Origin of the sequence: Allobosea sp. Root670, from assembly GCF_001429415.1 — a bacterium.
Classification (GTDB): domain Bacteria; phylum Pseudomonadota; class Alphaproteobacteria; order Rhizobiales; family Beijerinckiaceae; genus Allobosea; species Allobosea robiniae.
Genome location: NZ_LMJU01000001.1, coordinates 542,129 through 568,262 on the forward strand (window position 1 = coordinate 542,129; position 26,134 = coordinate 568,262).

Consider the following 26,134-nt stretch of genomic DNA (forward strand, 5'->3'; position numbering starts at 1 on the left):
ACTGTGTTGTCCCAGAGCCGGCATCGCCATCGATGCCGCGGCAGAGGGAGACTATCGATGAGCGACACCACGCTTGGCGCTCCGGCCGGAAAAGGCCAGACCGCCGCCGAGCCCAGCCTGCACCGCGTCATGGGGCCATGGCTGCTCCTGCTCTTCATCGTCGGCGATATCCTGGGCACGGGCATCTATGCCCTGACCGGGCAGGTCGCGAACCAGGTCGGCGGCGTCGTCTGGCTGCCGTTCCTCGTCGCCTTCGCGGTCGCGATGGTGACGGCCTTCAGCTATCTCGAACTCGTCACGAAATATCCGCAAGCCGCGGGCGCCGCGCTCTACACGCACAAGGCTTTCGGGGTGCATTTCATCACCTTCATCGTCGCCTTCGCGGTGATGTGCTCCGGCATCACCTCGGCCTCGACCGCCTCGCGCGCCTTTGCCGCCAACATGTCCAACGCGTTCGGGCTGGGGCTCTCCGGCGGCATCGGCATCACGCTGATCGGACTGGGCTTCATGGTGATCGTCGCGATCGTGAACCTGCGCGGCGTCGGCGAGAGCGTGAAGGCCAATGTCGTGCTGACCTGCGTCGAGCTCACCGGCCTGCTGATCATCATCACCATCGGCATGATGGCGATCGCCGCCGGCCAGGGTGATGTCTCGCGCGTGATGCAGTTCAAGACGACGGCCGATGGTGGCGTGTTCTGGCCGGTGATCGCGGCGACGACGCTGGCCTTCTTCGCCATGGTGGGCTTCGAGGACTCGGTCAACATGGCCGAGGAGACCAAGGACCCGAGCCGCATCTTCCCCAAGATCCTGCTCGCCGGCCTCTTCATCACCGGCGTGATCTACGTGCTGGTCTCGGTCTCGGCGATCACGCTCGTCCCGCCCGAGCAGCTCGGCGAGGGCGAGACGCCGTTGCTCAAGGTGGTGCAGGCCGGCGCGCCGAACTTCCCGATCTGGATCTTCGGCTTCATCACCATGTTCGCGGTCGCCAACAGCGCCCTGATCAACATGCTGATGGCGAGCCGGCTGGTCTATGGCATGAGCCGCGAGCATGTGCTGCCGCCCATCCTCGGCAAGGTCCACCCGACCCGCCGCACGCCCTATGTCGCGATCGGCTTCACCAGTCTGCTTGCGTTCGCGCTGATCACCTTCGTCGGCGAGGTGCCGGCGCTGGGCGGCACGACGGCGCTGCTGCTGCTTTGCGTCTTCACCGTGGTCAACGTCGCCGTGCTGGTGCTGCGCAACGACAAGGTCGAGCACGGACATTTCCGCACGCCGACCTTCCTGCCGATCGTCGGCGCGATCTCCTGCGCCTTCCTGGCCGGGCCGTGGACCGGACGCGCGTCGGTCCAGTACACGATCGCCGGCGTGCTGATCGGTGTCGGCGTGGTGCTGTGGGTCGTGACCGTCATCGTCAACCGCAAGACCGGAACCCTGCCCAGCGACCCGCTGATGGAAGACATCGGCGGCCGCGGCCCGGTCAACTGACCGAAGCGGGACGCTCCGCAACGAGAAAGGGCCGGCGCATGCTCGCCGGCCCTTTTCGACATCGTGCGGCTCAGGCCACGCCTGGGCTCAGAAAGTGTGGCCGCGCTTGCGCATCTCCTGCGAGAAGCGGTCGAACAGATACTGGCTGGTCTGCACGGTCCAGGGCTGCAGGACGAGCAGCAGATCGTCCATCGCCTCGCGCCGCAGCGCATTGTAGCGCTGGCCGACCGGAGACTTGAAGAAGGCCGCGATCTCCTTGAGATCCGCCTCGGTCATCTTCCGGGCGAAGACCTCGGCCGCGGTCTTGGCCATCTCGTCGGCGCGCTTGTCGGCTTCCGGCTTCAGGGCGGCGACGACGGCGTCCGCGTCCTTCTTCATCTCGGGTCGGGTCGCGAGGATGTCCTGTACGCTCTTCTCGAACTCGCCGTAGATGTTCGTGATGCCGGCCGTGACGCCGGTCACGTCCGCGACCTCGCGCGCCACCTGCAGATGGCTCGGCGTCAGCGCCGGCGCCTGGGCAAAGGCGGGCGCTGCGCAGATGAGCGCCAGACCAAGGGCAGCCCGGGCGAGAGAACGACGGATCATGCGTTGAAACCCCTTTATCAGCGACCCACCGCCGGAGCGCGCGATTGCGCCTCCGACAACGATGAATCGGTCATTGTGGCGCGTTCCTTAGCGTGTCTTGCGCCGGAATGGAATCATTCGATCTTGCCGAGCAGCCGGAGCCCATCGGCACCGGCCAGGATGGCGCCCGAGGCCAGCCCGATGAACAGGCCGTGTTCGACGACGCCAGGCACGACGTTCAGCGATTGTGCGAGCAACTCAGGGCGCTCGATCGTGCCGAGATGGGCGTCGAGGATATAGTGGCCACCATCGGTGACGAGCGTCGTGCCGTCCGCCCGCTGGCGCAGCGAGAGCCGGCCTGCCGAGCCCGCGGCGGCGATGGCCGCCGCCACGGCCCGGCGCGTCGCCTCGAGCCCGAAGGGCACAACCTCAATCGGTAGCGGGAAACGCCCGAGCGTTTGCACCAGCTTGCCGTCATCGGCGATCACGATCATGCGGGCGGAAGCCGCCGCGACGATCTTCTCGCGCAGCAGCGCCGCGCCCCCGCCCTTGATCAGGCGCAGCTGGGGATCGACCTCGTCGGCCCCGTCGATGGTGAGATCCAGCTCCGGCGTCTCGTCGAGCGTCGACATCGGAATGCCCAGCGCAACCGCCTGGGCCTGCGTCGCCTCAGAGGTCGAGACGCAGAGAACCTCGAAGCCGGCTGCGACACGCAGGCCAAGCAGATCGACGAAATGCTTCGCCGTGGAGCCGGTGCCGAGGCCAAGGCGCATGCCCGGCCGCACGAGCTCGAGCGCGCGGGCGGCAGCCAGCTTCTTCAGGTCGTCGGCAGTCATCAGCTTCGTCCGGCTCAACTTGTGGAAAACACCCGCCGCCCATCCTAGCAGCCTTGGCGGACGACGGCGCTCTCCTGCCCCGCGGCCGCGTTCGAGTCCAGCGCGCGGAGGGCTCCCGGCTTCATTTCGTCTGGGGCGTGCACACCGTCTTGTCGTCGAAGACGTAGCAGATGCTCATCTCGCCGGTGCGGATATTGACACGGAAGATGCCGCCTTCCTTCTCATGGCGCGACGGCATCAGGCCGTAATCGCTGGGCGCCTGCGGGCCGGCCCCCTCGCCCGAGGGAAAGCAGACCGTCAGGCCGACACCGCCCTCCTTGAGCTGGAACTGGCAGGCGCCGACCTCGCCCGTCGCCTTGTCGATCCGATAGACGCGGTTGAGATCGTTCTGCGGCGCGGGCGCGAACTCGAAAGGACCGGCCCAGGCCGGCGCCGCGCCCAGCAGCGTGCCCGCAATCCCCAGCACCGCGCCTGCGATTCCCGTAATCTTCGACATGACAATCTTCCCTGTCGCCGGCCGCGCGACGAATCGCGGCAACGATACCATCCCGTGCGGCAAATTTGGGGAGGCGTCATCACGGGACTTGCCAGCCCGGCGCCGAAGACCTTTAACCGAAGCTCTTCCCCCTCGCATCGCCTCGAAAGTCCCGACCATGAGCCTGCCTCCCATCGTCGTCTTCGATCTCGACGGAACCCTTGCCGAGACGGCGCCGGACATCATGCGGGTCCTCAACGTGATCCTGGTGCGCGAAGGCCTCGCGGCGCTGCCGCTGGAGCGGGCGCGCGAACTGGTCGGCGCGGGCGCCCGGGCCCTGATCGAACGCGGCTTCAAGGTTTCGGGCCGGCCGCTCGATGCCGAAACGCTGGAGCGGCTCTTCGCGGATTTCCTGACGATCTATGCCGAGGATACCGCGGCAAACAGCCATCTCTTCGACGGCGTGCTCGAAGCGCTCGATGCGCTCGCCGCCGACGGGTATGCGCTCGCGGTCTGCACCAACAAGCCGATCCTGCACACACGGCTTATCCTTGACCATTTCGGTATTTCCGGGCGCTTCGCCGCGGTCGCCGGGCGCGACTCTTTCCCCTATTTCAAGCCGGATCCGCGCCATCTCACCCTGACGATCGCGGCAGCCAAGGCCGATCCGGCGCGGGCCGTGATGATCGGCGATTCCCGCACGGATATCGCGACCGCGCGCGCCGCCGGCATCCCGACGATCTGCGTGCCCTTCGGCTATACCGATGTGCCGATCGAGACGCTGGAGCCGGATTTCGTCATCCAGCATTTCGACGAGCTGGCCGGGGCAGTCGACCGCGTGCTCAAATCTCCTTCCCGCGCATCCTTGACGGCATGAGGCGCGCCGACTAGGAGAGGCCGGGTTCGGGCGATTAGCTCAGCGGTAGAGCACTCCCTTCACACGGGAGGGGTCACAGGTTCGATCCCTGTATCGCCCACCATTTTCCCGGACGCTCCCAAACCTCATCATCTATCGGCGTGCGGCGTCCAGCCGCAGTCTGCCTCGGCGTCAGCCGGCCTTATCCGACGACGCCCGCTCCAGGGTCGCCACGACCTCGTCGACACTCTCCCTGACGCCGAGAAGGAAGTCCTTCCGGAAGGCGATGATCGTGTCCGGCGGCTCACCCTTGAACTGATAGACGACCGCCACCTGCTCCGGATTGACGTAGACGGGCTTGCCATCGGCAGGCGAGGTGAACTTGCAGAGCTTCGGCATGATCGGTTTCAATCCTGTGCTGATGGGCGTCCGACGGCAGCACGGCAGAGTTCGGCATGCGCCACCCATCACGCTCCAATACCGGCCGCTCCCCGCGAACGCAAAAAGCCCGCCGGCGCGAGCCAGCGGGCAAAGTCAAAAACAGGATTGTGCATCCGTGAGGTAGTCGCTGCGGCAGGGTAACCGGTTCAACGCCGCAGCTCAGGCCTGCCGATCGACCCGGTCAGCGCAATACGATCGCTGCGCCATCGTCCCGCGCCGTACCACCCTTGCCGATCTGCGCGAGTTCCTCGCCGAAGCGAGCCGCGATCGCCAGCCGGAAATGCAGCGGGTCCCAATAATTGGCATCCTGCGCCGTGATCGGCGAGGCGTGGGCGTAGTCGACGACCACCGCGCCATGGCGGCGGGCCAGCGCGGCGATATCCGCCTTGCAGCGGACATAGCGCTGCCAGGCGGCCGAGCCCTGGCGCGGATAGGCCGCAAGATGAGCGGGCGGCAGCACCAGCATCACCTGCGTCGCCTTCGGAAAGGCTGCAATGCTCTCCTCCAGCCAGGACAGGGCCGGGAAATGCCAGCCGGCGCTCTCGGCCGGCGCTATGGCGGCCGCAGGCGACAGGGGCGCCAGATCGGCGATCGCGCCGCCATGGCTCGCATAGATATGGCTGCGCGCCCGGGCGAGATCGTAGCTCGCCTCCGGCGGTGTGAAGACCTCGTAGCCGTCGCCGCGGATGCGCTCCCGCGACCAGCCGAGCTTATAGGTCATCAGCCGGCCGGCGATCTCGAGATTGGTCAGGTTGAGCAGTTTCGGCCAGTCGCTCCAGCCGACCTCGCGGGAGAGCCAGCCCGGCACCGGTCGCGGTGTCAGGCGCCTGGCCTCATCGGTCGCGTCCGCCTCGCACCAGGTCGTGTCGATGCCCCAGATCAGGCGCTTGGGCACCTGGACATGCTCCCGGAAGAGCCGCGCCATCTGCACCTGCTCCCAGGGGGTTGCCGCATTCATCGCGAGATTGACGAAGCGGGCGTCGAGGCCGCGCGACAGGACTTGCGGGTCGAGCAGGCGCATCGTCGAGGTCCCGACCACCGCCGCGTCGAAGCGTCCGGAGCGGACGAGCTGCGGGTACATGAAGCGCTGGTTGATATCCATGATCGGCCGCGGCGCCTGCCCGGCATGAACGCGCATGCCGAAGGGATCGAGCGTCGCGACGAAGGCGAAGAGCACGCCTGCGCCGACGACCGCTGCCCCCAGGAACCATCGCGACCACTGAATCCAGGCCTTCGCCATTCCGGCCTTCCGCTGCGAGCTTCACCGAACCGAGGCACGGCCACTCGATGACCCGGCGACCGCGCGGCGTCCTCATCGCACAGGCCGGCACCTCGTCACAACGCGAAAGGCGCGCCTGATGGCCGCAAGCGACCGAACATGGCAGAGAGGGCGGATGATGCCGGGCCGTTTCCACCGTTCGATCCGCTTGCGGCGCGGGCTTGCAGCCCTGCTGCTCGCCTTCGCGCTGTCCTGCCCCGCACAGGCGGCGGAAGAGCCGTTGCCGGCATCGTCCGGCATCCAGGATGCGCTGTGCCGTCTGATCGACGATGCCGCGAAGGCGCAAGGCGTACCCGCCGCCTTCCTGACCCGCCTGATCTTCCAGGAATCGAGCTTCCGCTCTGGCGTCACCAGCCCGGCCGGCGCGCAGGGCGTCGCCCAGTTCATGCCCGGCACGGCGCGCGAGCGCGGCCTCGCCGATCCCTTCGATCCCGAGCAGGCCGTGCCCAAGGCAGCGCATTTCCTGGCGGAACTGCGCGACCGCTTCGGCAACTGGGGCCTTGCCGCAGCAGCCTATAACGGCGGGCCCAATCGCGTCGCGGGCTGGCTTGCGGCGCGCAAGGCCGGGCAGGCCCGATTCCTGCCGGGCGAGACCGAAAACTACGTGTTCGCCATCACCGGCCGGACCGCCGAGGACTGGGCCGACGAAGCGATCGACCGCGCCAATGGCGACGGGCGCTCGCCGCCGATGCCGCCGGCAACGCGCGACAGCGATGCGCAGGCGAGCTGTGCGCCGACGCTCGTCGCGATCCGACGGTCTCGCCCTGCCCTTCCCGCTATCGCGGAAGCGCCCTTCGCACCCTGGGGCGTTCAGCTCGCCGGCAATTTCTCGAAGGCGCGGGCGCTGGCGACCTTCCAGCGGGCCGGAGCCCGCCACCGCGCCATCATCGGGGCGTTGCCGCCGATGGTGATCGGGACGCGCCTGCGCAGCCGCGGCACCCGTGCCTTCTATCGGGTGCGCCTGCCGGCCGCGACGCGGGCCGAGGCGATCGCCTTGTGCCGGCGCATCCAGTCCGATCGCGGTGCCTGCGTCGTATTGCGGAGCTGACGGCAATCCAGCGATGTTGCATGCGCGCAACGCATCGCGGCAAAGCTCGATGGCTCCCGGCGATGTGATTGCGGCACGATTGCACGGTCACGGGGAAGCTGACAGGACGTTGATGAGACGTTGACTTTTCTGCGTCATTCTCGCGATCCGCCGTCCCGACCCGCCCGAGGTTCCTCCGATGATTCGCTCCCTCCGTCTGGCCTCGCTCGCGGGCCTTGGCCTGCTCGCTCTGGGCTCCGCCGCCCGAGCCGAAATCGACCCCCTGACCCGCCAGCCGCTGGTCCAGTATGTGGACCCGGCCAAGGCACAGGCCACAGCCATTCCGCGCGAGATCGTCGACTATCCGACGAAGCAGAGGCCGGGCACGATCGTGATCGATTCGGCCGAGCGGCGCCTGTATTTCGTGATGGCCGATGGCAAGGCGATGCGCTACGGCGTCGGCGTCGGCCGCCCGGGCTTCGACTGGGCGGGGACCCAGACCATTTCGCGCAAGCAGGAATGGCCGACCTGGACGCCGCCGGCCTCGATGCTGAAGCGTCGCCCCGACCTGCCGCGCTTCATGGCCGGCGGCCCGGACAACCCGATGGGCGCGCGCGCGCTCTATCTCGGCTCGACCCTCTACCGCATCCACGGCTCGAACGAGCCGGAGACGATCGGCCAGGCGGTCTCCTCGGGCTGCATCCGCATGCTGAACGAGGACGTGATCGACCTTTACGAACGCGCCAAGGTCGGCACCCGCGTCGTGGTCGCCCGCTGAGCGGAACGCACGGTTGGAACGAGGCCGGCGGCGACGCCGGCCTTTTTCGTTGGCCGCCCCTGCCCGGAACGACCATCCTATGGCGCTTGCCCGCTTTCTCACCAGCCGGCTGCATAAGCTGCTGGAACCCTGGCAATCCGCAGCGCGCAAGTCGCGGTTGCGGAATTTCGACCTCTCGCCCGGCGCCGCCCTGCCGATTGCCCATATCCGTGCGGAAGCGCCTCACCGCTGCGACCATCCGCTCTGCGGGCTCCTCGTCGACGACGCGATCCGGTTTCACAGCCGCAACGCCCCGCGGGCGGGTTTTCGGCGCCGGGGCGTGCCGACGGCGATGCTCCTCGACATGGGGCGCTATCCCACGGCCGAGGCCTATCTGCGCGCCGTGTCCAAGCGTTCGCACGGCAATATCCCGCGGGCTGCAAAGAAGGCGGCGCGCCTCGGGATCACCTGCGCGCCTATCCGCCCCGAAAGCTACAGGACGAGCATCGCGGCGATCGGCGCCTCCAAGCGCTTCCGCTCAGGCGGGCCGGTGCTGAGCGCATGGTTCCGCCCGGCTTCCGTCATCGCCGATACGCGGGAGCCGCCCTCGTCCCCGCCCTGTCCCAGCCACTGGACGATGGCCTGGGGCGCCTTCGTGCAGGAAGAAAGCGGCCCGCGACTGGTCGCCCATCTCTCGTTGCGGCGCGTCGGCGACCTCTGCCGCACGCATGACATCATGTGCCATGGCGACTACCTGCAATCGGGCGCGATGAAGCTGTTGTTCCTTGAGACCACACGCTGGCTGCTGGACCGGCAGGCGCCGGAAACCCAAGGCCTGCGCTGGTTCATGTATGGCGCCATGGAGCACGGCTCGCCCGGCCTGCATGAGTGGAAGCGGCTGATGTGCTTCGAACCCGCCAATCTCGCTTTCGAGCGCAATCTCCACTCCGGCGGCGTGGCACCATCCTGAGCTGGCGCCGAAGCGGCGTCGGCGGAAAGCCGGAGCCTTTCCTTACCGCCGCCGCTCGCGCGACAACCCCTTCTCGGCCAGGGCCGCGACATAAGCCCGCATCTTCTCCTCGCCCTGCTCGCCGAGATCGCGCAGATAATCCCAGGCATAGATGCCGGTATCGTGCATGTCGTCGAAGCCGAGCCTGACGGCGTAGTGGCCGACCGGTTCGACCCGGAGGATCTCGACCTCGGCCTTGCCGGGCACGATGGTCTTCTGGCTGGGATGGTGGCCCTGGACCTCGGCCGAGGGGCTTTCGACGCGCAGAAGCTCGGCCGGCAGTGCGAAATGCGCACCGTCCTCGAAGGCGACATGGAGGGTCCGGCGGTCCTTGGAGAGGCGCAGTTCGGTCGGCCAGGATGACATGGGCGGTATTCGTCCTTCGCAGGCTACCATGATCAGGCGCTTGACCTTCACGGGCGCAGTGCCAATGTCATGCTATAGCAATGTGAAGGCGCGCCCGCATCCTGTGCGGACCGGCCGCTCCACAATGCGGGAACGTGAGGCAGACGTGCTGCTCGACGACATGAAGCCGCTGACGCGGTCGCCCCTGGTCGACCCGTTCGGCCGCAAGATTTCCTATCTGCGCATCTCGGTGACGGATCGCTGTGATTTCCGCTGCGTCTATTGCATGTCCGAAGACATGAAGTTCCTGCCGCGCAAGGAACTGCTGACGCTCGAGGAGCTTGACCGGATCGCCAGCGCCTTCGTCGCGCGCGGCACCCGCAAGCTGCGCCTGACCGGCGGCGAACCGCTGGTGCGCCGCGATATCATGAGCCTGTTCCGCTCGCTCTCGCGCCATCTCACTTCCGGCGCGCTGGACGAATTGACGCTCACCACCAACGGCTCGCTGCTGCATCGCTATGCCGCCGAACTCGCCGGATACGGCGTGCGCCGCATCAACGTCTCGATCGACACGCTCGACCCCGACAAGTTCCGCGAGATCACCCGCCGAGGCGATCTCAAGGTCGTGCTCGACGGCGTCGAGGCGGCACGCAAGGCCGGCATGCGGGTCAAGATCAACGCGGTGGCGCTGAAAGGCGTCAACGACGACGAGATCGAGCACCTGATGCTGTGGTCGCATGGGCTCGGCATGGACCTGACCCTGATCGAGGTCATGCCGATGGGCGAGATCGAGGTCGGCCGCGTCGACCAGTACCTGCCGCTCTCGGTCGTGCGCGGGCGGCTGATGGACAAGTACACGCTGGTCGACGATCCCTACCGCACCGGCGGACCGGCGCGCTATGTCCGCGTCAAGGAGACCGGCGGGCTCGTCGGCTTCATCACGCCGCTGACCCATAATTTCTGCGAGAGCTGCAACCGCGTGCGGCTGACCTGCACCGGCACGCTCTATATGTGCCTCGGCCAGGAAGACGCCGCCGACCTGCGCGCACCCGTCCGGGCCTCGCAGGATGACGCCCTGCTCTTCCGCGCCATGGACGAGGCGATCGCGCGCAAGCCGAAGGGCCACGATTTCATCATCGATCGCCGCCATTCCGGCCCGGCCGTCGGCCGTCACATGAGCGTCACCGGCGGCTGAGCCCGCCGGGGCGCCCGCCCCTCGCTTGACCCTTCGGGCGAATGCGGTCACCGTCCCTGCGACGGGTGGAGTTGCATGCGGTCACAGTTCAAGGCGATGGCCCGCCGGATCAAGGCGGCCGCGAGCGCGATCGATGATGCCATCAGGCAGACCCATGCGGCGCGGCTCGCCATCATGGCTGCTAGCCTGCGGCGCGCCCTGCCCCTTCTCGCCATGCTTCTTCTCGCGACGCTGCTGTTCTGCCTGTTCCTGGCCTGGTCTTCGGCGCGCAGCGTCTTCTTCGTGCTGTCGCCAGCCTCCCCGACCGGAATCATGGCCGGTATCGCGGCTGTCGTTGCGGGGCTTGCCGTGCTCGAACTCTGCGCGGCCTTCGCCATCGTCATCATGACCGCGGCCCTGCAACTCGCCTACGACACCGGGCGCCACTGTGTCCTCGCCTTGCTGGCGATCGCGAGCGCGCTCGGGCTGGCGCTGATGGCTTCGCATCTGTCTGCCGAGGGAATTCCAGCTCTTGCCGGCGCGATCCTGCCGACGCTCGGCCTCTGCGGGCTCGTGGCACTGACGATCTGGTTCAAGCGCGCCTATCTGCGCCCGGCCTATCCCGGTTTCCGCGACTTCTGGGTCGATGTCGTCGAGGCCCGCCATTTCCTGATGCGAGCCGCCCATGGCGAATGACGATGGCGCAACTTCGCGGGTCGTGCGCATGACGCCTGCTCCGACGGCCCATCATCTGGCCGAGTCGGTCAAGGCCGGGCATCACGGCGCGAGCGATGCGGTCGAGAACCAGCCGCCTGCCCACGCGACGATGCTCTCGCAGACCGAGCAGACGCTGGTCGCCCGGGCGCGCGAGCATTTCGCCACGCTGCGGCAGGAGGCGGCGGAGCGGCTCAATGCCATCCAGGCGGAGATTACCAGCCGGCGCGAATTGTTCACGCAGCAGCGCTTCGAGGGGCGGGTGCGCGGCGTCGAGGCGACGATGCGCGCGATGCTGAGCAAGCATGGCGGCGAGCTGGAGCAGCGCGTCTACGATGCTCTCCGGGCCAAGCGCGAATACGCCTTCTTCAATTACGAGAACAAGCGCCGGGCCGATCCCAAGCTCGACAAGTGGCAGTTCATCCTGTTCTTCCTGGTCGTGCCGCTGGTGATCGAGAGCCTGCTCAACGGCAATTTCTTCGCCGAGGCCAGCGATTTCGGCCTGGTCGGCGGTGCTGCGACCGCGGTCATCATCTCGGCGCTCAACATCGCGCTCGGCTTCTTCATGGGTGTCGGCCCGGCGCGCTACTGCCAGCATGTGAAGAGCTCGCACCTGTTCTGGGCCCTGCCGGCCTATGCCGGAATGATCGGGCTGATCGTGCTGTTCAACCTCGCCGTCGGGCATTACCGCGAGATGCTGATCGCCAACCCGGATGCGCGCTCCTTCCAGGTCATGCCGCGAATGATGGAAAACCCGTTCGCGATCTACGACATCAAGTCGGTCGCGCTCGTTATCATCGGTTGCCTCGTCGCCTTCATCTCGGCGACGAAGGGCTATACCGCCTTCGGCACCTATCCCGGCCATGCCACCGCCTATAAGCGCTGGCGCCAGCGCTGGAGCGCGGTCGAGGAGGAGCGGCGCCGGCTCGATGCCGAATTGCTGCCGGAGCTGGAAGCGATCCGGACCCAGGTCGACGGCTTCCGCGAGGATTGCCGTGACGAACTCGGCAAGCTGCAGGGCGTGAAGGCGGCAGCCGAGAAGGCGCGCGACCTCTATACCTCCCGCCTCGGGCAACTGCGCGCCGCCAAGGACGCCGCGATGATGCAATATCGCGAGGCCAATCTCAGGGTCCGCACCGACCTGCCCCCGGCCTATTTCACGCAATCGCTCAATCTGGCCGAGATCGACCAGCCGGCGGAGCTGCCGGAATATGTCGCCGCTCGCCGCCAGATCGACGACTTCGAGCAGCAGCTCACCAGCATGCCGGCCCTGATCGAAGCCAAGCTCAAGGACCGGCTGGTATTGCTGCGCGGCGTCGACCTTGCCGGCGAGATCGAGCAGGTGAAGCTCAGGGCGGCGCAGGCGGGGCGCGAGGCCTTCGAGCAGGACGAGGCGGCCCAGAAGCAGGCGGCGGAGGATTTCGCCGCAATGCCGCGCTAAAGGTCGACAGATGAAGACCGAGAACTGGGCGATCGTCGCCTCCGTGCTCGCCGGGCTTGGCCTCGTCGGCTTCTTCGCGGCGCCCTCCCTGCTGCGCGGCCCGCCGCGCGACCAGGAAACCTTGTGCCCGAAGAGCGGGCCCGTCGGGCACACCCTCATCCTCGTCGACAAGAGCGATCCATGGAGCGAGGTGCAGGCCGGGCGTCTCAAGACATTGGTCAAGCAGGTCGGTGACGAATTGCCGACGGACAGGATGCTGTCGATCTATGTGTTCAACGACGTGTTCGAGCCGGGTTTTCCTGCGCTGGTCTCGCTCTGCAATCCCGGCAAGACCGCGAGCGAACTGATCGGCAACCCGCGGCGCGAATACGTCAAATGGGTCGAGAAATTCGGCCGCCCGCTCGACGAGGCCTTGACCGTGCTGACCCAGCCCGGAAAGGGCAATCAGTCCCCGATCGTCGAGGCGATCGGGGATGTCGTCTCGCGCCGCGAGAACCGCGTCCCGAGCGGAGACCGCAAGCTCCTGCTCGTCTCCGACATGCTGCAGAACTCGGGTCAGTTCACGATGTTCGGCAATGCCGCCGGCGCGCGCGATCCGGAGCGTTTGCGGCGGCTGCTCGGCAAGGTCTGGCAGGATTCGGGCGCAGGGACCTGGGAGCTGAGCGTACATCAAGTCCAGGGCGTCTACGATCCGGCCCGGCTCGAGCAGACCGCCACGCTGTGGAAACAAGTGTTCCAGAAGCTCAATATCAGCGTGAACTGGGACCGGTTGTAGACAGGCGAGACCGGGTCACGCCCTCAGCGCGACGATGTCCCATCAAAGCCGATAAGCCATCCGCACGCCGCCCCAATGGCGGCCGCGGACGCGCAGCGGGGCGTTGATCTCGCTCAGCAGTTCGGCGCGGCCATCCTCATGCTCGTACCGACTGAGCTGGACGAGGAAGGGACGGACGGAGCGCCCGGCGCTCAAGCCCGCGCGGCTGTCGACGATCCGGCGATTGCGGGCATACGCGGCGTTCCAGGCGGGATCGCCGGAGCGCGGCGACTGGGACCAGGCGGCATGATGCACCGGGACATAGCCGTTGCGATCGCTCGGCACGGCGAAGACCAGACGCCGGTCGGAGCCGAGCGCATCGGCGAGCAAAGGCGGCAGGACCGTTTCGAGCACCGGCAGGCTCGGGCTCAGATATTGCCGCGGCTCGACTTCGGGGACCGGCACATAGCGGAGATCGAACAGATCATTCTCGGAGAGCAAACCGCGGTCGATGGCGTCTTCCATCGCCGCCGCGGTATCCCGTGCGAAATCCTGGGCGCGCTCGATCAGCGGACGCCAGGAGCGTTCGATCTCCTCGATCATGCCCGCCAGTTCGCCGCAGCCGGCAGCGGCATCGCCCGCGAAGGCAAGGTGCAGGCCGAATTCGCTGGTGCCCGTCATGCGGCAAGGTAGCGGGGGCAAGCCCTCGATCGTGACCACGCCGGCGCCACCGATCGGCAACCGGGCCTGATGCGAGCCGGCCAGCAAGGCCCCGCCCCGGCCAAGGTCGACCAGCCGGCCGGACACATCGGCACTGCCGAGCGCAAGATGTGCGCTGCGGGCCGTGGGAAAGCGATCGAAGCGACGCCGGTCCGCGAAGGCCGAATGGCGCAGCACGGGCTTGAAGCGCCTGAGCATGTTGCCGACCAGGCGACTGCCCTTTTGAGTGGCCCGGCGGGCGCGCTCGCTCTCGGCCACCGTCTCATGCGCGACCCGGTCGATCTCGTCGGCCCGGCGCGCAACGCCCTCGACGAAGAGCGCCGTTTCCCGCGCGTTGCGGGAAAGTTCCGCGGTCGAATTCACCTGCTCCTGGGACGCCCGTCCGATCGTCGCCATGATCGGATTGACGCCCCGGACGATCTCCAGGGTGTCGTTGACGATACCGGTCGAACCCTGCGCGGCACGGGTCAGCCGGTCGACACGCTCGCGGATATGGCCGACGGCGTCGCTGACCTCCACGGCGAGGGTCTTGACCTCGTGGGCGACGACCCCGAACCCCCGCCCTGCCTCGCCGGCGCGGGCGGCCTCGATTGCCGCGTTGAGTGCAAGGAGATTGGTCTGGCGCGCGATCTCGGCGATCGAATCGACGATGCCCCTGATCTCTCCCGTTGCGTCGGCCAGGCCATCCAGCATCACCGCAGCCTCGCCAGCCCGCGACACGGCGGCATCAAGCCTGTCGCGAACGCTGACCATCGCTCCGTCGACCTGCTCCGCCGCCTGCGAAACCTGATGGGTCGCGGCAGCAAGAGCGGAGGCGTTCTCGCTGGCGGCACCGACGGCGCTGCGCATGCTGCCGGCATTCTCGAGGATGGCACGCGAGCCGCTTTCGGACTCGGTCGAACGCTGCTCGACCTCGCCCAATTCCTTCGTCAGTCGCTGCATCGCGAACAGGATGTCACGCTCGATATCGTCGACGGCATCGTGGGCGGACACGTCATAAGGCTGGGTCGCGGCGGCCTGCCGAGACGTGACGTCCTCCACAGGCAAGGGCGCCGCGGGGACTTCCTCCACCGGAGTTCGGGCGCCCAACCAGCGTCGAATCCTGCCCTGCATCCCCTACCCAGTCTCACCATAGGTCAAGCTCGGGTCCGGTTATGGTCCCGGCTGGTTAACAAAGGCTTCCACGCTGCCGCGCGCCGCCCCTGCCGGAGACGCATTGGACCCGCATCGCCAGCCCCTGTATGGCTGGGTTTCCGCGCCATACGGACAGGCTGCCGGCCTGAAGCCTCCCGAACAGGATTTTCATCCCTTGGCCAGCGCTGCCGAAAACCGCCGCGGCATCATCTTCATGCTCGTCGCGATGTCGCTTTTCGTCGTCAACGACGTGTTCATGAAGCTCGCTCGCGAGATCTATCCGGCCGGACAGGCGATCGCACTCAGGACCGGTTTCGCGGTCGTGGTCGGACTCGCGCTCGTTTTCGCGGCGCGGGAAAGCGACCGGCTGCACCTTGCGTTCCGTCCGCGCGTGCTGCAGCGGGGCGTTCTCGAGGCCTTCAGCGCGCTGACCTTCGGCTGGTCGCTGGGCCTGATGCCGCTCGCCAACCTCACCGCGATCAACATGGCCTCTCCGCTGCTCATCGTCGCGCTGGCGGTGCTGCTGCGGATCGAGAGCGTTGGCTGGCGGCGCGCGATGGCGCTGACCGTCGGCTTCATCGGCGTGCTGTTCGTGGTGCGCCCGGGTGCCGAATCCTTCAATGCCGCCGCCATCGTCGCCGTGATCAGCGCCTGTCTCGTCGCCGGCCGGGACCTGACGACCCGCACCATCGGCGCCGAAGTCCCCTCGACCGTGGTGTCGCTGACGACGACGATCCTCGTCGGCCTCGTCGCCCTCGCCTATGGCCTCACCGAAGAGTGGCTGCCGGTCTGGCGGCTGGAAACCGTCTATATCGCGCTCGCCGCCGTTCTGGTGACGATCGGCACCTTCTTCATCATCAGCGCCTTCCGGCGCACCGATGTCGGCGTGATCTCGCAATATCGCTACGCCATCATCGTCTTCGCGACCGTGCTGGGTTACGTCGTCTGGGGCGACGTTCCGGATCTCTACGCCGCCATCGGCGTCGCGCTCATCGTCGGCAGCGGCCTCTACACCATGCACCGCCAACGCGTGCGGCCGGATTCCAACCTGAAGCTCACGCGAAAGCCGGCGGCGTGACGGCGGCAGTCAAGCCGACACTCGCGATCCTCGTCGCGATCTCGGCGCTGCAGCCGATCGCACTCAACCTGCTCGCTCCGGCCACGCCGGCGCTCGCCCGGCATTTCACCACGAACTACGCCACCATCCAGCTAACGCTGACGCTGTTCCTGGTCGCCGTCGCCGTAACGCAGCTCATCATCGGGCCGCTATCGGACCGCTTCGGACGCCGCCCCTGCGTCAATGCCGGCGTGACCCTGTTCGTGCTGGGCTCGGTGCTCGGCGCGCTCGCTCCCTCGACCCATATCCTGCTGATCGCGCGGGTGCTGGAAGGCGCCGGCGGCGGCGCGGTCTTCGCCTTGTCGCGCGCCATCATCCGCGACACCGCCGACCGCGACCATGCCGCAAGCCAGATCGCCACGGTCACCATGGTGATGGTGGTGGCGCCGATGCTCGCGCCCTGGCTCGGCGGCCAGATCGAGACCGCCTTCGGCTGGCGCGCGATCTTCTGGTTCATGACGCTGTTCGGCGTCGCCGTGCTCGTCTTCACGCTCGCGCGCCTGCCCGAGACGGCGCCCAATCTCGGCCGGCAGAGCTCACTGCTCGGCGTCTTCCGCGTCTTTCCGGAGCTCGTGCGCAACCGCGACTTCACGCTGAACGTCGTGGCTGGGTCGTCTGCGTCCTCGGCCTTCTTCGTCTTCATCGCAGCGACGCCCTATATCGTCGTCGAGACGATGGGCCGCGGCTCGGACGTCTACGGCGCCTATTTCATCCTGAATGCGCTCGGCTACATGCTCGGCAATTTCGCGATGTCGCGGCTGGCGGTGCGCGTCGGCACGCAAACGATGGTGCGCCGCGGCCTCGTGATTTCCTTCATCGGAACGGCCGTGGCGATGGCCCTGTCGTTCACGCCCTGGTGGTCGCCCTTGGCGCTGTTCCTGCCGCTGGCCGTGAATGCGATGGGCAACGGCATGACCATCCCCGGCGCGACGGCCGAAGCGCTGTCGGCCCGCCCGGAACTGGCCGGCTCGGCAGCGGGATTATTGGGGGCTGTCCAGCTCGGCTTCAGCGCAGCGCTAACCGTGCTGATCAGCTGGCTCGTGACGCTCTGGCCACAATCGATGAACCTGATGATCTGGCTTCTGACGACGGCGGGCCTCGCCGCCGTCGGTTTCGTGCGGACGCGGCCCGGTCGCTGATGTGAGACCGGGCCAGCGTGATCTCAGCCTTCGAGGCGGGCGATCAGGCTCGACGTATCCCAGCGCTTGCCGCCCATCTTCTGGACCTCGGCATAGAACTGGTCGACCAGCGCGGTGACCGGCAGTTGCGCGCCGTTGCGGCGGGCCTCGTCGAGGACGATGCCGAGATCCTTGCGCATCCAGTCGACGGCGAAGCCGAAATCGAACTTGTTCTGGTTCATCGTCTTGCCGCGGTTCTCCATCTGCCAGGAGCCGGCGGCGCCCTTGGAGATGACCTCCAGCATGGCCTCGACATCGAGCCCGGCGCGCTTGGCGAAATGCACGCCTTCCGACAGGCCCTGCACCAGTCCCGCGATGCAGATCTGGTTGACCATCTTGGTGAGCTGACCGGAGCCGGCCGGACCCATCAGCTTGCACATGCGGGCGAAGCTCGCAATCACCGATTCAACCCGGGCATAGGTCTCGGGCTCGCCGCCGCACATCACGGTCAGCACGCCGTTCTCGGCGCCGGCCTGCCCACCGGAGACCGGCGCGTCGACGAAGCCGAAGCCGCCCTGCTTCGCGGCCTCGTAGAGTTCGCGCGCGACATTGGCCGAGGCCGTGGTGTGGTCGACGAAGACCGCGCCCTTCTCCATGCCGGCGAAGGCGCCGTTCTCGCCGATCGTCACGGCGCGCAGGTCGTCATCGTTGCCGACGCAGCAGAAGACGATCTCCTGGCCCTTGGCCGCATCGGCGGGGGTCGGCGCCGAGAGGCCGCCATGGCGGGAGACCCATTCCTGCGCTTTCGTCGGGTTGCGGTTGTAGACGGTGACCTCATGCCCCTTGGCCTTGAGATGGCCGGCCATGGGAAACCCCATCACGCCGAGACCGATGAATGCGACTTTGGCCATGCCGAGCTCCCGCTTTTCTCCGAAGATGTCCACGCTTTAGCGTGCGCACGCCGGACGGGGAAGGCGATTGCGCGCCATCCGCCCATGCGGCTTTTCCCTTGCGGCCGGAGGACCAGCGGCTTAGCTCCGGCTCATGACGATATCGAACGACGACGAATTGCAGGCGCTGAAAGAGATCGGCGGCATCGTGGCCCGCGCGCTCGCGGCCATGGGCAAGGCGATCGAACCCGGCATGACCACGGCCGAGCTCGACGCGATCGGCCGCGACTATCTCGAACGCCATGGCGCGCGCCCTGCCCCGGAACTCGCCTATGAGTTCCCCGGCGCGACCTGCATCAGCGTCAATGAGGAGGTCGCCCACGGCATTCCCGGCGAACGCCGCATCCTCGCGGGAGACCTCGTCAATATCGACGTCTCCGCCGAGAAAAACGGCTTCTTCGGCGATACCGGCGCGTCCTTCACCGTGCCGCCGGTCAGGCCGAAGCTCGAACGCCTGTGCCGCGACGGCCGCCGCGCCCTTTGGGCCGGCATCGGCCAGGTCGGCGCCGGCAAGCCGCTTGCAGGGATTGGGCAGGCCGTCGGGCGCTTCGCCGAGAAGAACGGCTACACGCTGGTGCGCAATCTCGCGAGCCACGGCGTCGGCCGCTCGCTGCACGAAGAGCCGACGGAGATCGCGACATGGCCGGATCGCAAAGAGCGCCGGACCATGACGAACGGGCTCGTCTTCACCGTCGAGCCCTTCCTGTCTCTGGGCGCGGACTGGGCCGAGCATGGCGACGGCGACCGCTGGACGCTCTACAGCGATCCTTGCGCGCCCACCGTACAGTACGAGCATACCGTCGTCGCGACGCCTCGCGGCGCGGTGGTGCTGACCCTGCCGGGTTGAGGCCGGGTCAGCGCAATGCCATGTGGCGGCTCAGCCGGATTTCGAGCCTGTCCCAGACACGCCGGATGATCTCGACCAGCACGAGATAGATCAGCGCGGCATAGAGATAGATCGAAAGATCGAAGGAGCGGGCGAAGGCCAGCCGCGTCGCCCCCATCAGGTCGAACAGGGTCACCAGCGAGACGATCGCGCTCGACTTGATCATCACGATCAATTCGTTGCCGAGCGGGCGCAGCGCCAGGATCATCGCCTGCGGCAGCACGACGCGGCGCAGGGTCGCCCAGCGATGCAGGCCAAGCGAAAGCGCCCCCTCGAACTGCCCGCGCGGGACCGACTGGATGGCGCCGCGCAGGATCTCGGCCTGATAGGCGGCCGTGTTGATCGTGAAGGTGAAGGCCGCGCAGTAGAACGGCTCGCGGAAGAACCACCACAGGCCGGTATCCTGCCAGAACTCGCGGAACTGGCCGAGGCCGTAATAGACGAGGAAGAGCTGGCAGAGCAGCGGCGTGCCGCGCAGGAAGGTGGTGTAGCCGCTGACCGCCATCCGCGCCCAGCGCGGGCCATAGAGCCTGGCAATGGCGAGGCCGAGCGCCAGCACGAAGCCGATGGCGACCGTGATCACCACCAGTTCGAAGGTGACCCAGAGGCCGCTCGCCATCCGGCAGCCGTAGTTCTGCAGGACCTCGCTGCCGACGAGATAACCGGGATATTCGCACCAGTTCATCGCGTCGCTCCGCCGAAGGCGGCCTGGCCGCGATTGGTGCGCTGTTCGAGCTTATCGATGCCCCAGGCGGAAACCAGCGAGAAAAAGAAATAGAGCAGCATCGCCGTGCCGAAGAACAGGAACGGCTCCTTGGTCACGACATTGGCCCGCGTCGCGATGAACATGATGTCCTGCAGCGTGATGACCGAGATCAGCGAGGTCTCCTTCAGCAGCACCATCCAGTTATTGCCGAGGCCGGGCAGCGCCACGCGGATCAGCTGCGGGAAGACGACGAGCCGGAAGGCCTGCGCCTTCGACAGGCCGAGCGCCGAAGCGGCCTCGCGCTGGCCCTTCTGGATCGAGTTCAGAGCGCCGACCCAGACCTCGCTGGAGAAGGCCGCGAGCACGAGGCCGAGCGCGACCATGCCGGCGACGAAGGGCGGGATCGAGAAGCCGGTCCAGATTCGCTGCATCAGCACCTGGATGCCGAAATAGATGATGTAGAGCGTCAGCAGTTCCGGCACGCCGCGGAAGACGGTGGTGTAGATCGTCGCCAGCGCGCGCAAAAACACGCTGTCGGAACGTTTCAACAGCGCGATGATCAGGCCGAGGGCCAGGCCGAACGGCAAGGTCGCGAGCGCGACGGATATGGTGTTGGCGGCACCTTGCAGCAGGGCCAGGCCCCAGCCGCCGGCCCCGAAGCCAAGCAGAGCGAATTTGTCGAACATGGGAGGGCCGGCGCGCGAGGAACTGAAGCCCGCCGGCCCGGTACGGCCGACGGGTGATCATCGTCGATGTCAGATCAGTCGAACTTGAACCACTTGTCCTCGAGCTTCTTGTGCGAGCCGTCGGCCATGGTCTCGGCGATGGCCTTGCTGATCATGTCCTTCAGCGCCGTGTCGGACTTGCGGACCGCGCCGGCGACGCCGGGACCGTGGATGGCGTCGTCGCGCTTCACCTCGGCGATCTTCTTGCAGCAATCCTTGCCCTTCCCCTTGAGGAAATCGGCAAGGGCGAGCGCGTCGGCGACGATATAGTCGAGACGGCCGTTGAGCAGATCGAGATTGGCCTCTTCCTGGGTCGGATAGAGGCGCGCGGTCGAATCCTTGTAGAATTTCTCGACGTAGTTGGCGTGGATCGTCGAGCCCTGCGCACCGATCGACTTGCCCTTGAGAGCGGCCGGCGAGATGTCGTCCGACTTGGTGGTCTTCGGGCCGATCACCCAGATCGGAGTCTTGCTGTAGACCGAGGTGAAGTCGACCTGCTTCTTGCGTTCATCGGTCGCGTTCATGCCGGCGAAGATGACGTCATACTTGTTGGCCTGCAGCGCCGGGATGATGCCGTCCCAATCCTGCACGACCCAGGTGCATTTCACCTTCATCTTCTCGCAGAGCAGGTTGCCGTAATCGATCTCGAAGCCTTCGAGCTCCTTCTTGGCATTCAGGTTGTTGTAGGGCGGATAGGCACCCTCCGTGCCGATCCGGATCTCCTTCCACTCCTTGGCCTGGGCGAGCGCCCCTGTCGCGCCGACGACCGTCAACGCCGCCGCCGCGATAAAACGAACGAAACTCTTCATGGGACCTCCGCAGATTCAGCCGGCCGGTCTTGCTGTTGTCCCGGTCCGGTTCTGTGGCGACAGATTGGGCGCAGTTTCATTCCACTCGCAAGAGGGAGCGATGCAGCTTTTCGCAGCTTGCGCGTCCAAATCCGCGCCTGGAGCCGGGATGCGACCAAAGAAGCAGGGCTATAGGCGGGGCGGAGACCCGCCGCCCTACTCAGCGGCGAGCGTCGAGAACCGCGACGATCCAGATCGCGAGCCCGCCGAGCGCCAGCGCCGCACCGACCCAGCCGGTCGAGGTCCAGCCGTAACCAGCGGCGATCGCCATGCCACCGAGCCAGGGGCCGAGCGCATTGGCGGTGTTGAAGGCGCTGTGATTGAGCGCGGCAGCCAGCGTCTGCGCGTCGTCGGCGACATCCATCAACCGGGTCTGCAGCATGGCACCGAGCCCGCCGCCGCTGCCGATCATGAAGATGACCAGCGACACCGCCCAGATATTGCCGGCAGCGAAGGGAAAGGCCGCCAGCCAGAAGGCGCTCCAGAGCAGCATGCCTGCGGTTGCGGGAACGAGCGCCCTGTCAGCCGCCCAGCCGGCGACGAGCGTACCTGCCGTCAGCCCCAGACCGAAGACTGCGAGCACGACCGGGACCAGCGCGGGCGAGACCCCGGTCACCGCCATCAGGGTCGAAGCGAGATAAGCGTAGACGGCGAAGAGCCCGCCGAAGCCGATGGCGCCGGTCGCGAGCGTCAGCCAGACCTGCCGGCGCCTCAGCGCACCGAGCTCCCGCAATGGGCTCGCGCCAGGCTGCACTGCATCGCGCGGCGCAAACAGCGCGATCAGGAGGGCCGTCAGCAAGGCGAGCGCGGAGACGATGGCAAAGCCCGAGCGCCAGCCCAGGACCTGCCCCATCCAGCTTGCGACGGGAACGCCGATGATCGTCGCGACCGTCAGACCGAGCATGACGCGCGCCACCGACTGCGCCCGCCGGTTCGGCGCCGAGAGGGAGGCTGCGACCAGCGCCGCGACCCCGAAATAAGCGCCATGCGGGAGCCCACTCAGGAAACGGAAGACCAGCATCCAGTGATAGTTCGGGGCGAGCGCGCTCAGCCCGTTGCCGAGCGCGAACAGGCCCATCAGCCCGATAAGCAGCGTCCGGCGCGGAATCCGCGCCGCCAGCACCGCGATCAGCGGCGCGCCAACGACGACGCCGAGCGCATAGACGCTGATGACGTGGCCGGCCGTCGGCTCGTCGACGCCAAGCCCCGCCGAGAAGTAAGGCAACAGGCTCATCGCCGCGAATTCGGTGGTGCCGATGGCGAAGCCGCCCATGGCCAGCGCGAACAGCACCAGCCCCACCGAGGCGGGCGTACGGGCGGATACCGGCGCATCCAGGCTGCGATCGTTCGCGGCGAGTGTCATGACGGGCTTTCACGGAGAAGCAGGCGCAATGCTGCGCCGCAACATGAGATAGCCATGCAGCATCGACCGATCAACGTCGTGCGTGACGATATTTCATGCAATCAGCGCATATCGTTTTGGCTTCCAGGCGTTCGAGCCGAATGCGCTATAAGGCGGCTTCCCAGACAGGCGAGAGCAACGTGATACCCTGGACCACCCTCGATACCGCAGCGCTGCCGGACGGCAGCGGCGACCTCCGGCTGAAACAGCGCGGCAGCGAATTCTCGATCATGCTCGGCAGCAACGAGCTGATGAACAGCCGCCTCAGCGGCTCGGAGGAGGCGCTGGCGACCCTGGTCTGCGACCGGCTGGGACAGCGCCGGCAGCCGAGCATCCTGATCGGCGGCCTGGGGATGGGCTTCACCTTGCGGGCCGCGCTTGCCAAGCTGCCTGGCGACGCGCAGGTCGAGGTGGCCGAGTTGATCCCGGCCGTCGTCGCCTGGGCGCGGGGGCCGATGGCCGCAGTCTTCGGCGGCAGCCTCGACGATGCCCGCGTGCAGATGCGTGTCACCGACGTCGCCGCGGCCATCGCGGCCGGCAAAGGGCGCCACGACGCCATCCTGCTCGATGTCGACAATGGTCCGGAGGGGCTGACCGTGGCCGGCAACGACCAGCTCTACGGGGCGGCGGGGCTGCAGGCCGCCAAAGCGGCGCTGCGGCCCGGCGGCATTCTCGCGGTCTGGTCCTCGGGGCCGGACCGCGGCTTCACCCGGCGGCTGCGCCAGGCCGGCTTCGCCACCGAAGAGGTGACGGCACGCGCCCGCCGCACCGGCGGCGGGGCGCGCCACGTGATCTGGCTGGCAACCCGGCCCTGAAAGGGCCGGGCCTGTCTCAATTGACCTTGCAGAAGCCTTCGCAGGGAGCGGCGGCCACGACAGAGGCAAATTCCGCAACCGCCTTCTGCGCTTCCGGCTTCAGGGTCGGGCTCACCGCCTGGAGCGCGCCGACGAGGGCGTTGCGGTCCGGCGGTGCGAGCGCGGCGGCGATGCCCCCGGCATTCTCCGCGAAAGCCTGCGCGATCAGCAGGCGATTCGCATCGCTCAGCCCGGCGCCGCGCAGCGCCAGCGCCGCGCCGACGACGATCTCCTGCAGGCCGAGCCGCATCTGCCGCAAGCCTTGCGCCCGCGCCTCGGTCTTGTCTTCCTCCTTCAGCCTGAAGGAGAAATCGTTGATCGCCGACAAGGTGCCGCCGGCCGCCTTGAGCAGGAAGACGCGCGCGCGGGTCAATTCATCCTGGAATTCGACGGCGTTCGCGGCCAGGTCCGGCTCCTTTCGGCCCTGCCCCGGCTGGAACAGCGCGTAGACCTGAAGGACGCGGGTCTGCTTCTGCACGATATCGTGCAGCGCCGGGAGATCCGCGGCGCCATAGGGTGCCTTGCCGAGAATCGCCGGCACATTCCAGACATCGGCGAGAACCTTGCCATCGACCGGATCGGACAGGCGCGGCAGAGCTCCCTTGCCATCGTAGAGCCTGAGCAGCGATTCGACGGAAGCGAGGGCCGCATCCAGATAGGCCTGCCCATTGGCCGGCACTTCTGCACGCGCAGCCGGGGTCAGCAGGCACAACCCGCTCAGCGCGGCGATCCGCGCGATCGATCGAATCCGAATCATGGTCTTCCTTTTCCCGAAGCGCGCGCCTCAGCCAACAGGCAGAGCTCCGTAAAGAGCACCTGGGCCGCACATTGCGCCGTATTGCTGGTCGCGTCGTATTGCGGCGCCACCTCTACGACATCCGCAGCGACGATGTCGCGCCCCTTCAGCGCCCGCAGGATCGCGAGGGCCTCGCGCGGGCTCAGGCCGCCGACTTCCGGCGTCCCGGTGCCGGGCGCGAAGCCGGGATCGAGCGAATCGACGTCGAAGGACACATAGGTCGGCCCATCGCCGATCACGGCCAGCGCCTTGGCGATCACCGCGTCGAGGCCGAGATCGTCGACCTCGTTGGCATGGATCACGGTCATGCCGGATTCGTAGGAGAACTCCCAGAGATATTCGGCACCGCCGCGGATGCCGATCTGGATGACCCGCTGCGGGTCGAGCACGCCGTCGAGCACGGCCTGCCGGAACGGCCCGCCATGGTGGAATTTCGAGCCCTCGTAAGGGCCGGAGGTGTCGCAATGGGCGTCGATATGGACCATGCCGACCGGACGCTTCGCGCCGACCGCCTTCAGGATCGAATAGGTGATCGAGTGGTCGCCGCCGACGGCAAGCGGCGAAACGCCGGCCTCGACGATCGTCCTGAAGGTCGCCTCGATATCCTCGTGGCAGCTCTCCAGCGAATAGCGCGAGCGGAACGGCACGTCGCCGATATCGGCCGCCTTGAGCATGGTGAAGGGCGCGGTGCCCAGCGCATGGTCCATCGGCCCCATGCGCTCGATCGCGCGGACGGCGCGCGGGCCCAGGCGCGCGCCGGCGCGGTTGGTGACGCCGAGATCCATGGGCACGCCGATGATCGCGACATCGAGGCCGCCGAGGCCGGGCGCGGCAAGGGCGTCAGGGCGATAGGGCGCGCTGAGGAAGGTCGCGACATCCGCGAAGGGCCATTTGCGCTGGTCGCCGGTGAACTGGCCGGCAGCCACCTTGGCGAAATGGGGGTCGCGGATTTCGCCGCCGCCACTGCCGGAATAGCGCTCCCGCAGCTTCGCGAGCCTGTCCTGATCCATATTTCCCGCTCCGCTTCGTCAGCCGGGAATGCGTTCGAGCATCACCACCGGCCCGTTCTGGTAATCGACCTGTCCGAAGCTCTTGTAGCCGAGCTTGTGCGCCACACGGAAGGAGGCAAGATTCTCGGGCGCGATGATGCAGACGCTGCGCTGCTCGCCATGTGCGACGGCGAACCAGCGATGCGCAGCCGCCGCCGCCTCCCCCGCATAGCCCTTGCCCTGCGCCTCGCCGGCCAGAATCCACCCGGCCTCCGGCGCATTGTCGAAATCCGGGGAGAGACCCCTGCAACCGTCGAACAGGCCGACCTCTCCGACCAGGGCGCCGCTGCGCTTATCGACGACCGCGAACATGCCATAGCCGCGCAGGGCCCAGTGGCCGACGATGCGGGTCAGCCGATGCCAGGCTTCCTCGCGATTGAGCGCCCGGCCGCCGAGAAAGCGGACGATGGCGAGATCGCTGCGCATCGCATGGATCGCTTCGAGATCTCCGATTTCGGGACGGCGCAGGCGCAGGTTTTCGGTCTCGATCATGCCCGCTTTAACCACTGCCGCAGAAGCCCGCCAAGATGGGGATGAAAACTAGCCGAAAGTCGCAGGAATCGGCGATGAAATCCCTCGCACTTCGAAAATCCATTCGCTACAACCCGATTCCGAACGCCGGGCGGCAGAACCTGTTTCGAAACGCCCGCATCCGCCAAACATCCGAGGAGA

The 26,134-nt window shown here is 67.2% G+C and carries 28 protein-coding genes and 1 tRNA gene; 14 read left to right on the forward strand and 15 right to left on the reverse strand.

Annotated elements, in window-relative coordinates; all coding sequences use genetic code 11:
* Positions 1-57 precede the first annotated feature (57 nt).
* Complete coding sequence (locus tag ASE61_RS02450; protein WP_061964298.1) at positions 58-1,485, forward strand: APC family permease; 1,428 nt, start codon at positions 58-60, stop codon at positions 1,483-1,485.
* An 87-nt stretch (positions 1,486-1,572) separates the two neighbouring features.
* On the opposite strand, the gene ASE61_RS02455 is transcribed toward ASE61_RS02450, so the two are convergent.
* The 3 genes from ASE61_RS02455 to ASE61_RS02465 form a co-directional block, all read right to left on the reverse strand.
* Positions 1,573-2,070 carry a DUF2059 domain-containing protein gene (locus tag ASE61_RS02455; protein WP_061964300.1) on the reverse strand — a complete coding sequence of 166 codons (498 nt, stop codon included), beginning with the start codon at positions 2,068-2,070 and terminating at the stop codon, positions 1,573-1,575.
* A 113-nt stretch (positions 2,071-2,183) separates the two neighbouring features.
* A complete protein-coding gene (rpiA, locus tag ASE61_RS02460; RefSeq protein WP_061965507.1) occupies positions 2,184-2,885 on the reverse strand; it encodes a ribose-5-phosphate isomerase RpiA in 702 nt (233 codons plus the stop codon).
* Positions 2,886-3,006: 121 nt separating this feature from the next.
* Positions 3,007-3,381, reverse strand: a complete 375-nt coding sequence (locus tag ASE61_RS02465; RefSeq protein ID WP_061964302.1) for a hypothetical protein — start codon at positions 3,379-3,381, stop codon at positions 3,007-3,009.
* A 157-nt stretch (positions 3,382-3,538) separates the two neighbouring features.
* Here ASE61_RS02465 and gph point away from each other — a divergent pair, with 157 nt between their 5' ends.
* Positions 3,539-4,237 carry a phosphoglycolate phosphatase gene (gph, locus tag ASE61_RS02470; protein WP_061964304.1) on the forward strand — a complete coding sequence of 233 codons (699 nt, stop codon included), beginning with the start codon at positions 3,539-3,541 and terminating at the stop codon, positions 4,235-4,237.
* A 28-nt stretch (positions 4,238-4,265) separates the two neighbouring features.
* Positions 4,266-4,340: transfer RNA gene (locus ASE61_RS02475), tRNA-Val, on the forward strand.
* 68 nt (positions 4,341-4,408) lie between these two features.
* Here ASE61_RS02475 and ASE61_RS02480 read toward each other — a convergent pair.
* On the reverse strand, positions 4,409-4,615 hold the full coding sequence (locus ASE61_RS02480) for a hypothetical protein (RefSeq protein WP_061964306.1): 207 nt from the start codon (positions 4,613-4,615) through the stop codon (positions 4,409-4,411).
* Positions 4,616-4,838: 223 nt separating this feature from the next.
* Complete coding sequence (locus ASE61_RS02485) at positions 4,839-5,897, reverse strand: hypothetical protein (protein ID WP_061964308.1); 1,059 nt, start codon at positions 5,895-5,897, stop codon at positions 4,839-4,841.
* Positions 5,898-6,051: 154 nt separating this feature from the next.
* On the opposite strand from ASE61_RS02485, the gene ASE61_RS02490 reads away from it, so the two are divergent.
* From ASE61_RS02490 to ASE61_RS02500, 3 genes are all read left to right on the forward strand, one after another.
* Positions 6,052-6,984 (forward strand): lytic transglycosylase domain-containing protein, encoded by a 933-nt coding sequence (locus tag ASE61_RS02490; protein ID WP_244492692.1) that lies wholly within the window; start codon positions 6,052-6,054, stop codon positions 6,982-6,984.
* Between the two features lie 178 nt (positions 6,985-7,162).
* Positions 7,163-7,741, forward strand: a complete 579-nt coding sequence (locus ASE61_RS02495; protein ID WP_061964310.1) for a L,D-transpeptidase — start codon at positions 7,163-7,165, stop codon at positions 7,739-7,741.
* A 79-nt stretch (positions 7,742-7,820) separates the two neighbouring features.
* Complete coding sequence (locus ASE61_RS02500) at positions 7,821-8,690, forward strand: hypothetical protein (RefSeq protein WP_061964313.1); 870 nt, start codon at positions 7,821-7,823, stop codon at positions 8,688-8,690.
* Between the two features lie 42 nt (positions 8,691-8,732).
* Here the strand turns inward: ASE61_RS02500 and ASE61_RS02505 are convergent, their stop codons facing one another.
* Complete coding sequence (locus ASE61_RS02505; protein WP_061964315.1) at positions 8,733-9,095, reverse strand: gamma-butyrobetaine hydroxylase-like domain-containing protein; 363 nt, start codon at positions 9,093-9,095, stop codon at positions 8,733-8,735.
* Between the two features lie 160 nt (positions 9,096-9,255).
* On the opposite strand from ASE61_RS02505, the gene moaA reads away from it, so the two are divergent.
* The 4 genes from moaA (at position 9,256) to ASE61_RS02525 (ending at position 13,178) form a co-directional block, all read left to right on the forward strand.
* On the forward strand, positions 9,256-10,269 hold the full coding sequence (moaA, locus tag ASE61_RS02510; RefSeq protein ID WP_170843325.1) for a GTP 3',8-cyclase MoaA: 1,014 nt from the start codon (positions 9,256-9,258) through the stop codon (positions 10,267-10,269).
* 75 nt (positions 10,270-10,344) lie between these two features.
* The gene (locus ASE61_RS02515) at positions 10,345-10,944 is read left to right on the forward strand and encodes a hypothetical protein (RefSeq protein ID WP_061964317.1); all 600 of its coding nucleotides are present in this window, start codon (positions 10,345-10,347) and stop codon (positions 10,942-10,944) included.
* The gene (locus ASE61_RS02520) at positions 10,934-12,403 is read left to right on the forward strand and encodes a hypothetical protein (protein ID WP_061964318.1); all 1,470 of its coding nucleotides are present in this window, start codon (positions 10,934-10,936) and stop codon (positions 12,401-12,403) included. The genes ASE61_RS02515 and ASE61_RS02520 overlap by 11 nt, the downstream gene beginning before the upstream one ends.
* Positions 12,404-12,413: 10 nt before the next feature.
* Positions 12,414-13,178 carry a hypothetical protein gene (locus ASE61_RS02525; protein ID WP_061964320.1) on the forward strand — a complete coding sequence of 255 codons (765 nt, stop codon included), beginning with the start codon at positions 12,414-12,416 and terminating at the stop codon, positions 13,176-13,178.
* Positions 13,179-13,220: 42 nt separating this feature from the next.
* Here the strand turns inward: ASE61_RS02525 and ASE61_RS02530 are convergent, their stop codons facing one another.
* Complete coding sequence (locus ASE61_RS02530) at positions 13,221-14,966, reverse strand: methyl-accepting chemotaxis protein (RefSeq protein WP_162260054.1); 1,746 nt, start codon at positions 14,964-14,966, stop codon at positions 13,221-13,223.
* A 220-nt stretch (positions 14,967-15,186) separates the two neighbouring features.
* Here ASE61_RS02530 and ASE61_RS02535 point away from each other — a divergent pair, with 220 nt between their 5' ends.
* Together ASE61_RS02535 and ASE61_RS02540 are read left to right on the forward strand one after the other, a co-directional pair.
* Entirely contained in the window at positions 15,187-16,089 is a 903-nt protein-coding gene (locus ASE61_RS02535) for a DMT family transporter (RefSeq protein WP_091855671.1), read from the forward strand.
* Positions 16,086-17,267 (forward strand): multidrug effflux MFS transporter, encoded by a 1,182-nt coding sequence (locus ASE61_RS02540; protein ID WP_061964327.1) that lies wholly within the window; start codon positions 16,086-16,088, stop codon positions 17,265-17,267. Before ASE61_RS02535 ends, ASE61_RS02540 begins: the two co-directional genes overlap by 4 nt.
* A gap of 23 nt (positions 17,268-17,290) precedes the next feature.
* On the opposite strand, the gene ASE61_RS02545 is transcribed toward ASE61_RS02540, so the two are convergent.
* Complete coding sequence (locus ASE61_RS02545) at positions 17,291-18,157, reverse strand: NAD(P)-dependent oxidoreductase (RefSeq protein WP_061964329.1); 867 nt, start codon at positions 18,155-18,157, stop codon at positions 17,291-17,293.
* A 133-nt stretch (positions 18,158-18,290) separates the two neighbouring features.
* On the opposite strand from ASE61_RS02545, the gene map reads away from it, so the two are divergent.
* Positions 18,291-19,043 carry a type I methionyl aminopeptidase gene (gene map / locus ASE61_RS02550; protein ID WP_061964331.1) on the forward strand — a complete coding sequence of 251 codons (753 nt, stop codon included), beginning with the start codon at positions 18,291-18,293 and terminating at the stop codon, positions 19,041-19,043.
* A 7-nt stretch (positions 19,044-19,050) separates the two neighbouring features.
* Here map and ASE61_RS02555 read toward each other — a convergent pair whose 3' ends face one another.
* The 4 genes from ASE61_RS02555 to ASE61_RS02570 all read right to left on the reverse strand — a co-directional run bounded on the left by ASE61_RS02555 (position 19,051) and on the right by ASE61_RS02570 (position 22,724).
* A complete protein-coding gene (locus tag ASE61_RS02555; protein ID WP_061964333.1) occupies positions 19,051-19,767 on the reverse strand; it encodes an ABC transporter permease in 717 nt (238 codons plus the stop codon).
* The gene (locus tag ASE61_RS02560; protein WP_061964335.1) at positions 19,764-20,474 is read right to left on the reverse strand and encodes an ABC transporter permease; all 711 of its coding nucleotides are present in this window, start codon (positions 20,472-20,474) and stop codon (positions 19,764-19,766) included. The genes ASE61_RS02555 and ASE61_RS02560 overlap by 4 nt, the downstream gene beginning before the upstream one ends.
* Before the next feature lie 74 nt (positions 20,475-20,548).
* On the reverse strand, positions 20,549-21,322 hold the full coding sequence (locus ASE61_RS02565) for a transporter substrate-binding domain-containing protein (RefSeq protein WP_061964337.1): 774 nt from the start codon (positions 21,320-21,322) through the stop codon (positions 20,549-20,551).
* A gap of 199 nt (positions 21,323-21,521) precedes the next feature.
* A complete protein-coding gene (locus ASE61_RS02570) occupies positions 21,522-22,724 on the reverse strand; it encodes an MFS transporter (protein ID WP_082617037.1) in 1,203 nt (400 codons plus the stop codon).
* Between the two features lie 179 nt (positions 22,725-22,903).
* Here ASE61_RS02570 and ASE61_RS02575 point away from each other — a divergent pair, with 179 nt between their 5' ends.
* Positions 22,904-23,578, forward strand: coding sequence for a hypothetical protein (locus tag ASE61_RS02575; RefSeq protein ID WP_061965514.1), 675 nt, complete (start codon positions 22,904-22,906; stop codon positions 23,576-23,578).
* 16 nt (positions 23,579-23,594) lie between these two features.
* Here the strand turns inward: ASE61_RS02575 and ASE61_RS02580 are convergent, their stop codons facing one another.
* Genes ASE61_RS02580 through ASE61_RS02590 form a run of 3 tightly spaced genes read right to left on the reverse strand, consistent with a single transcriptional unit; the run spans position 23,595 to position 25,954 of the window.
* The gene (locus ASE61_RS02580) at positions 23,595-24,374 is read right to left on the reverse strand and encodes a hypothetical protein (RefSeq protein WP_061964338.1); all 780 of its coding nucleotides are present in this window, start codon (positions 24,372-24,374) and stop codon (positions 23,595-23,597) included.
* Complete coding sequence (speB, locus tag ASE61_RS02585; protein ID WP_061964341.1) at positions 24,371-25,423, reverse strand: agmatinase; 1,053 nt, start codon at positions 25,421-25,423, stop codon at positions 24,371-24,373. Before speB ends, ASE61_RS02580 begins: the two co-directional genes overlap by 4 nt.
* A gap of 18 nt (positions 25,424-25,441) precedes the next feature.
* The gene (locus tag ASE61_RS02590; RefSeq protein WP_061964343.1) at positions 25,442-25,954 is read right to left on the reverse strand and encodes a GNAT family N-acetyltransferase; all 513 of its coding nucleotides are present in this window, start codon (positions 25,952-25,954) and stop codon (positions 25,442-25,444) included.
* Positions 25,955-26,134 lie beyond the last annotated feature (180 nt).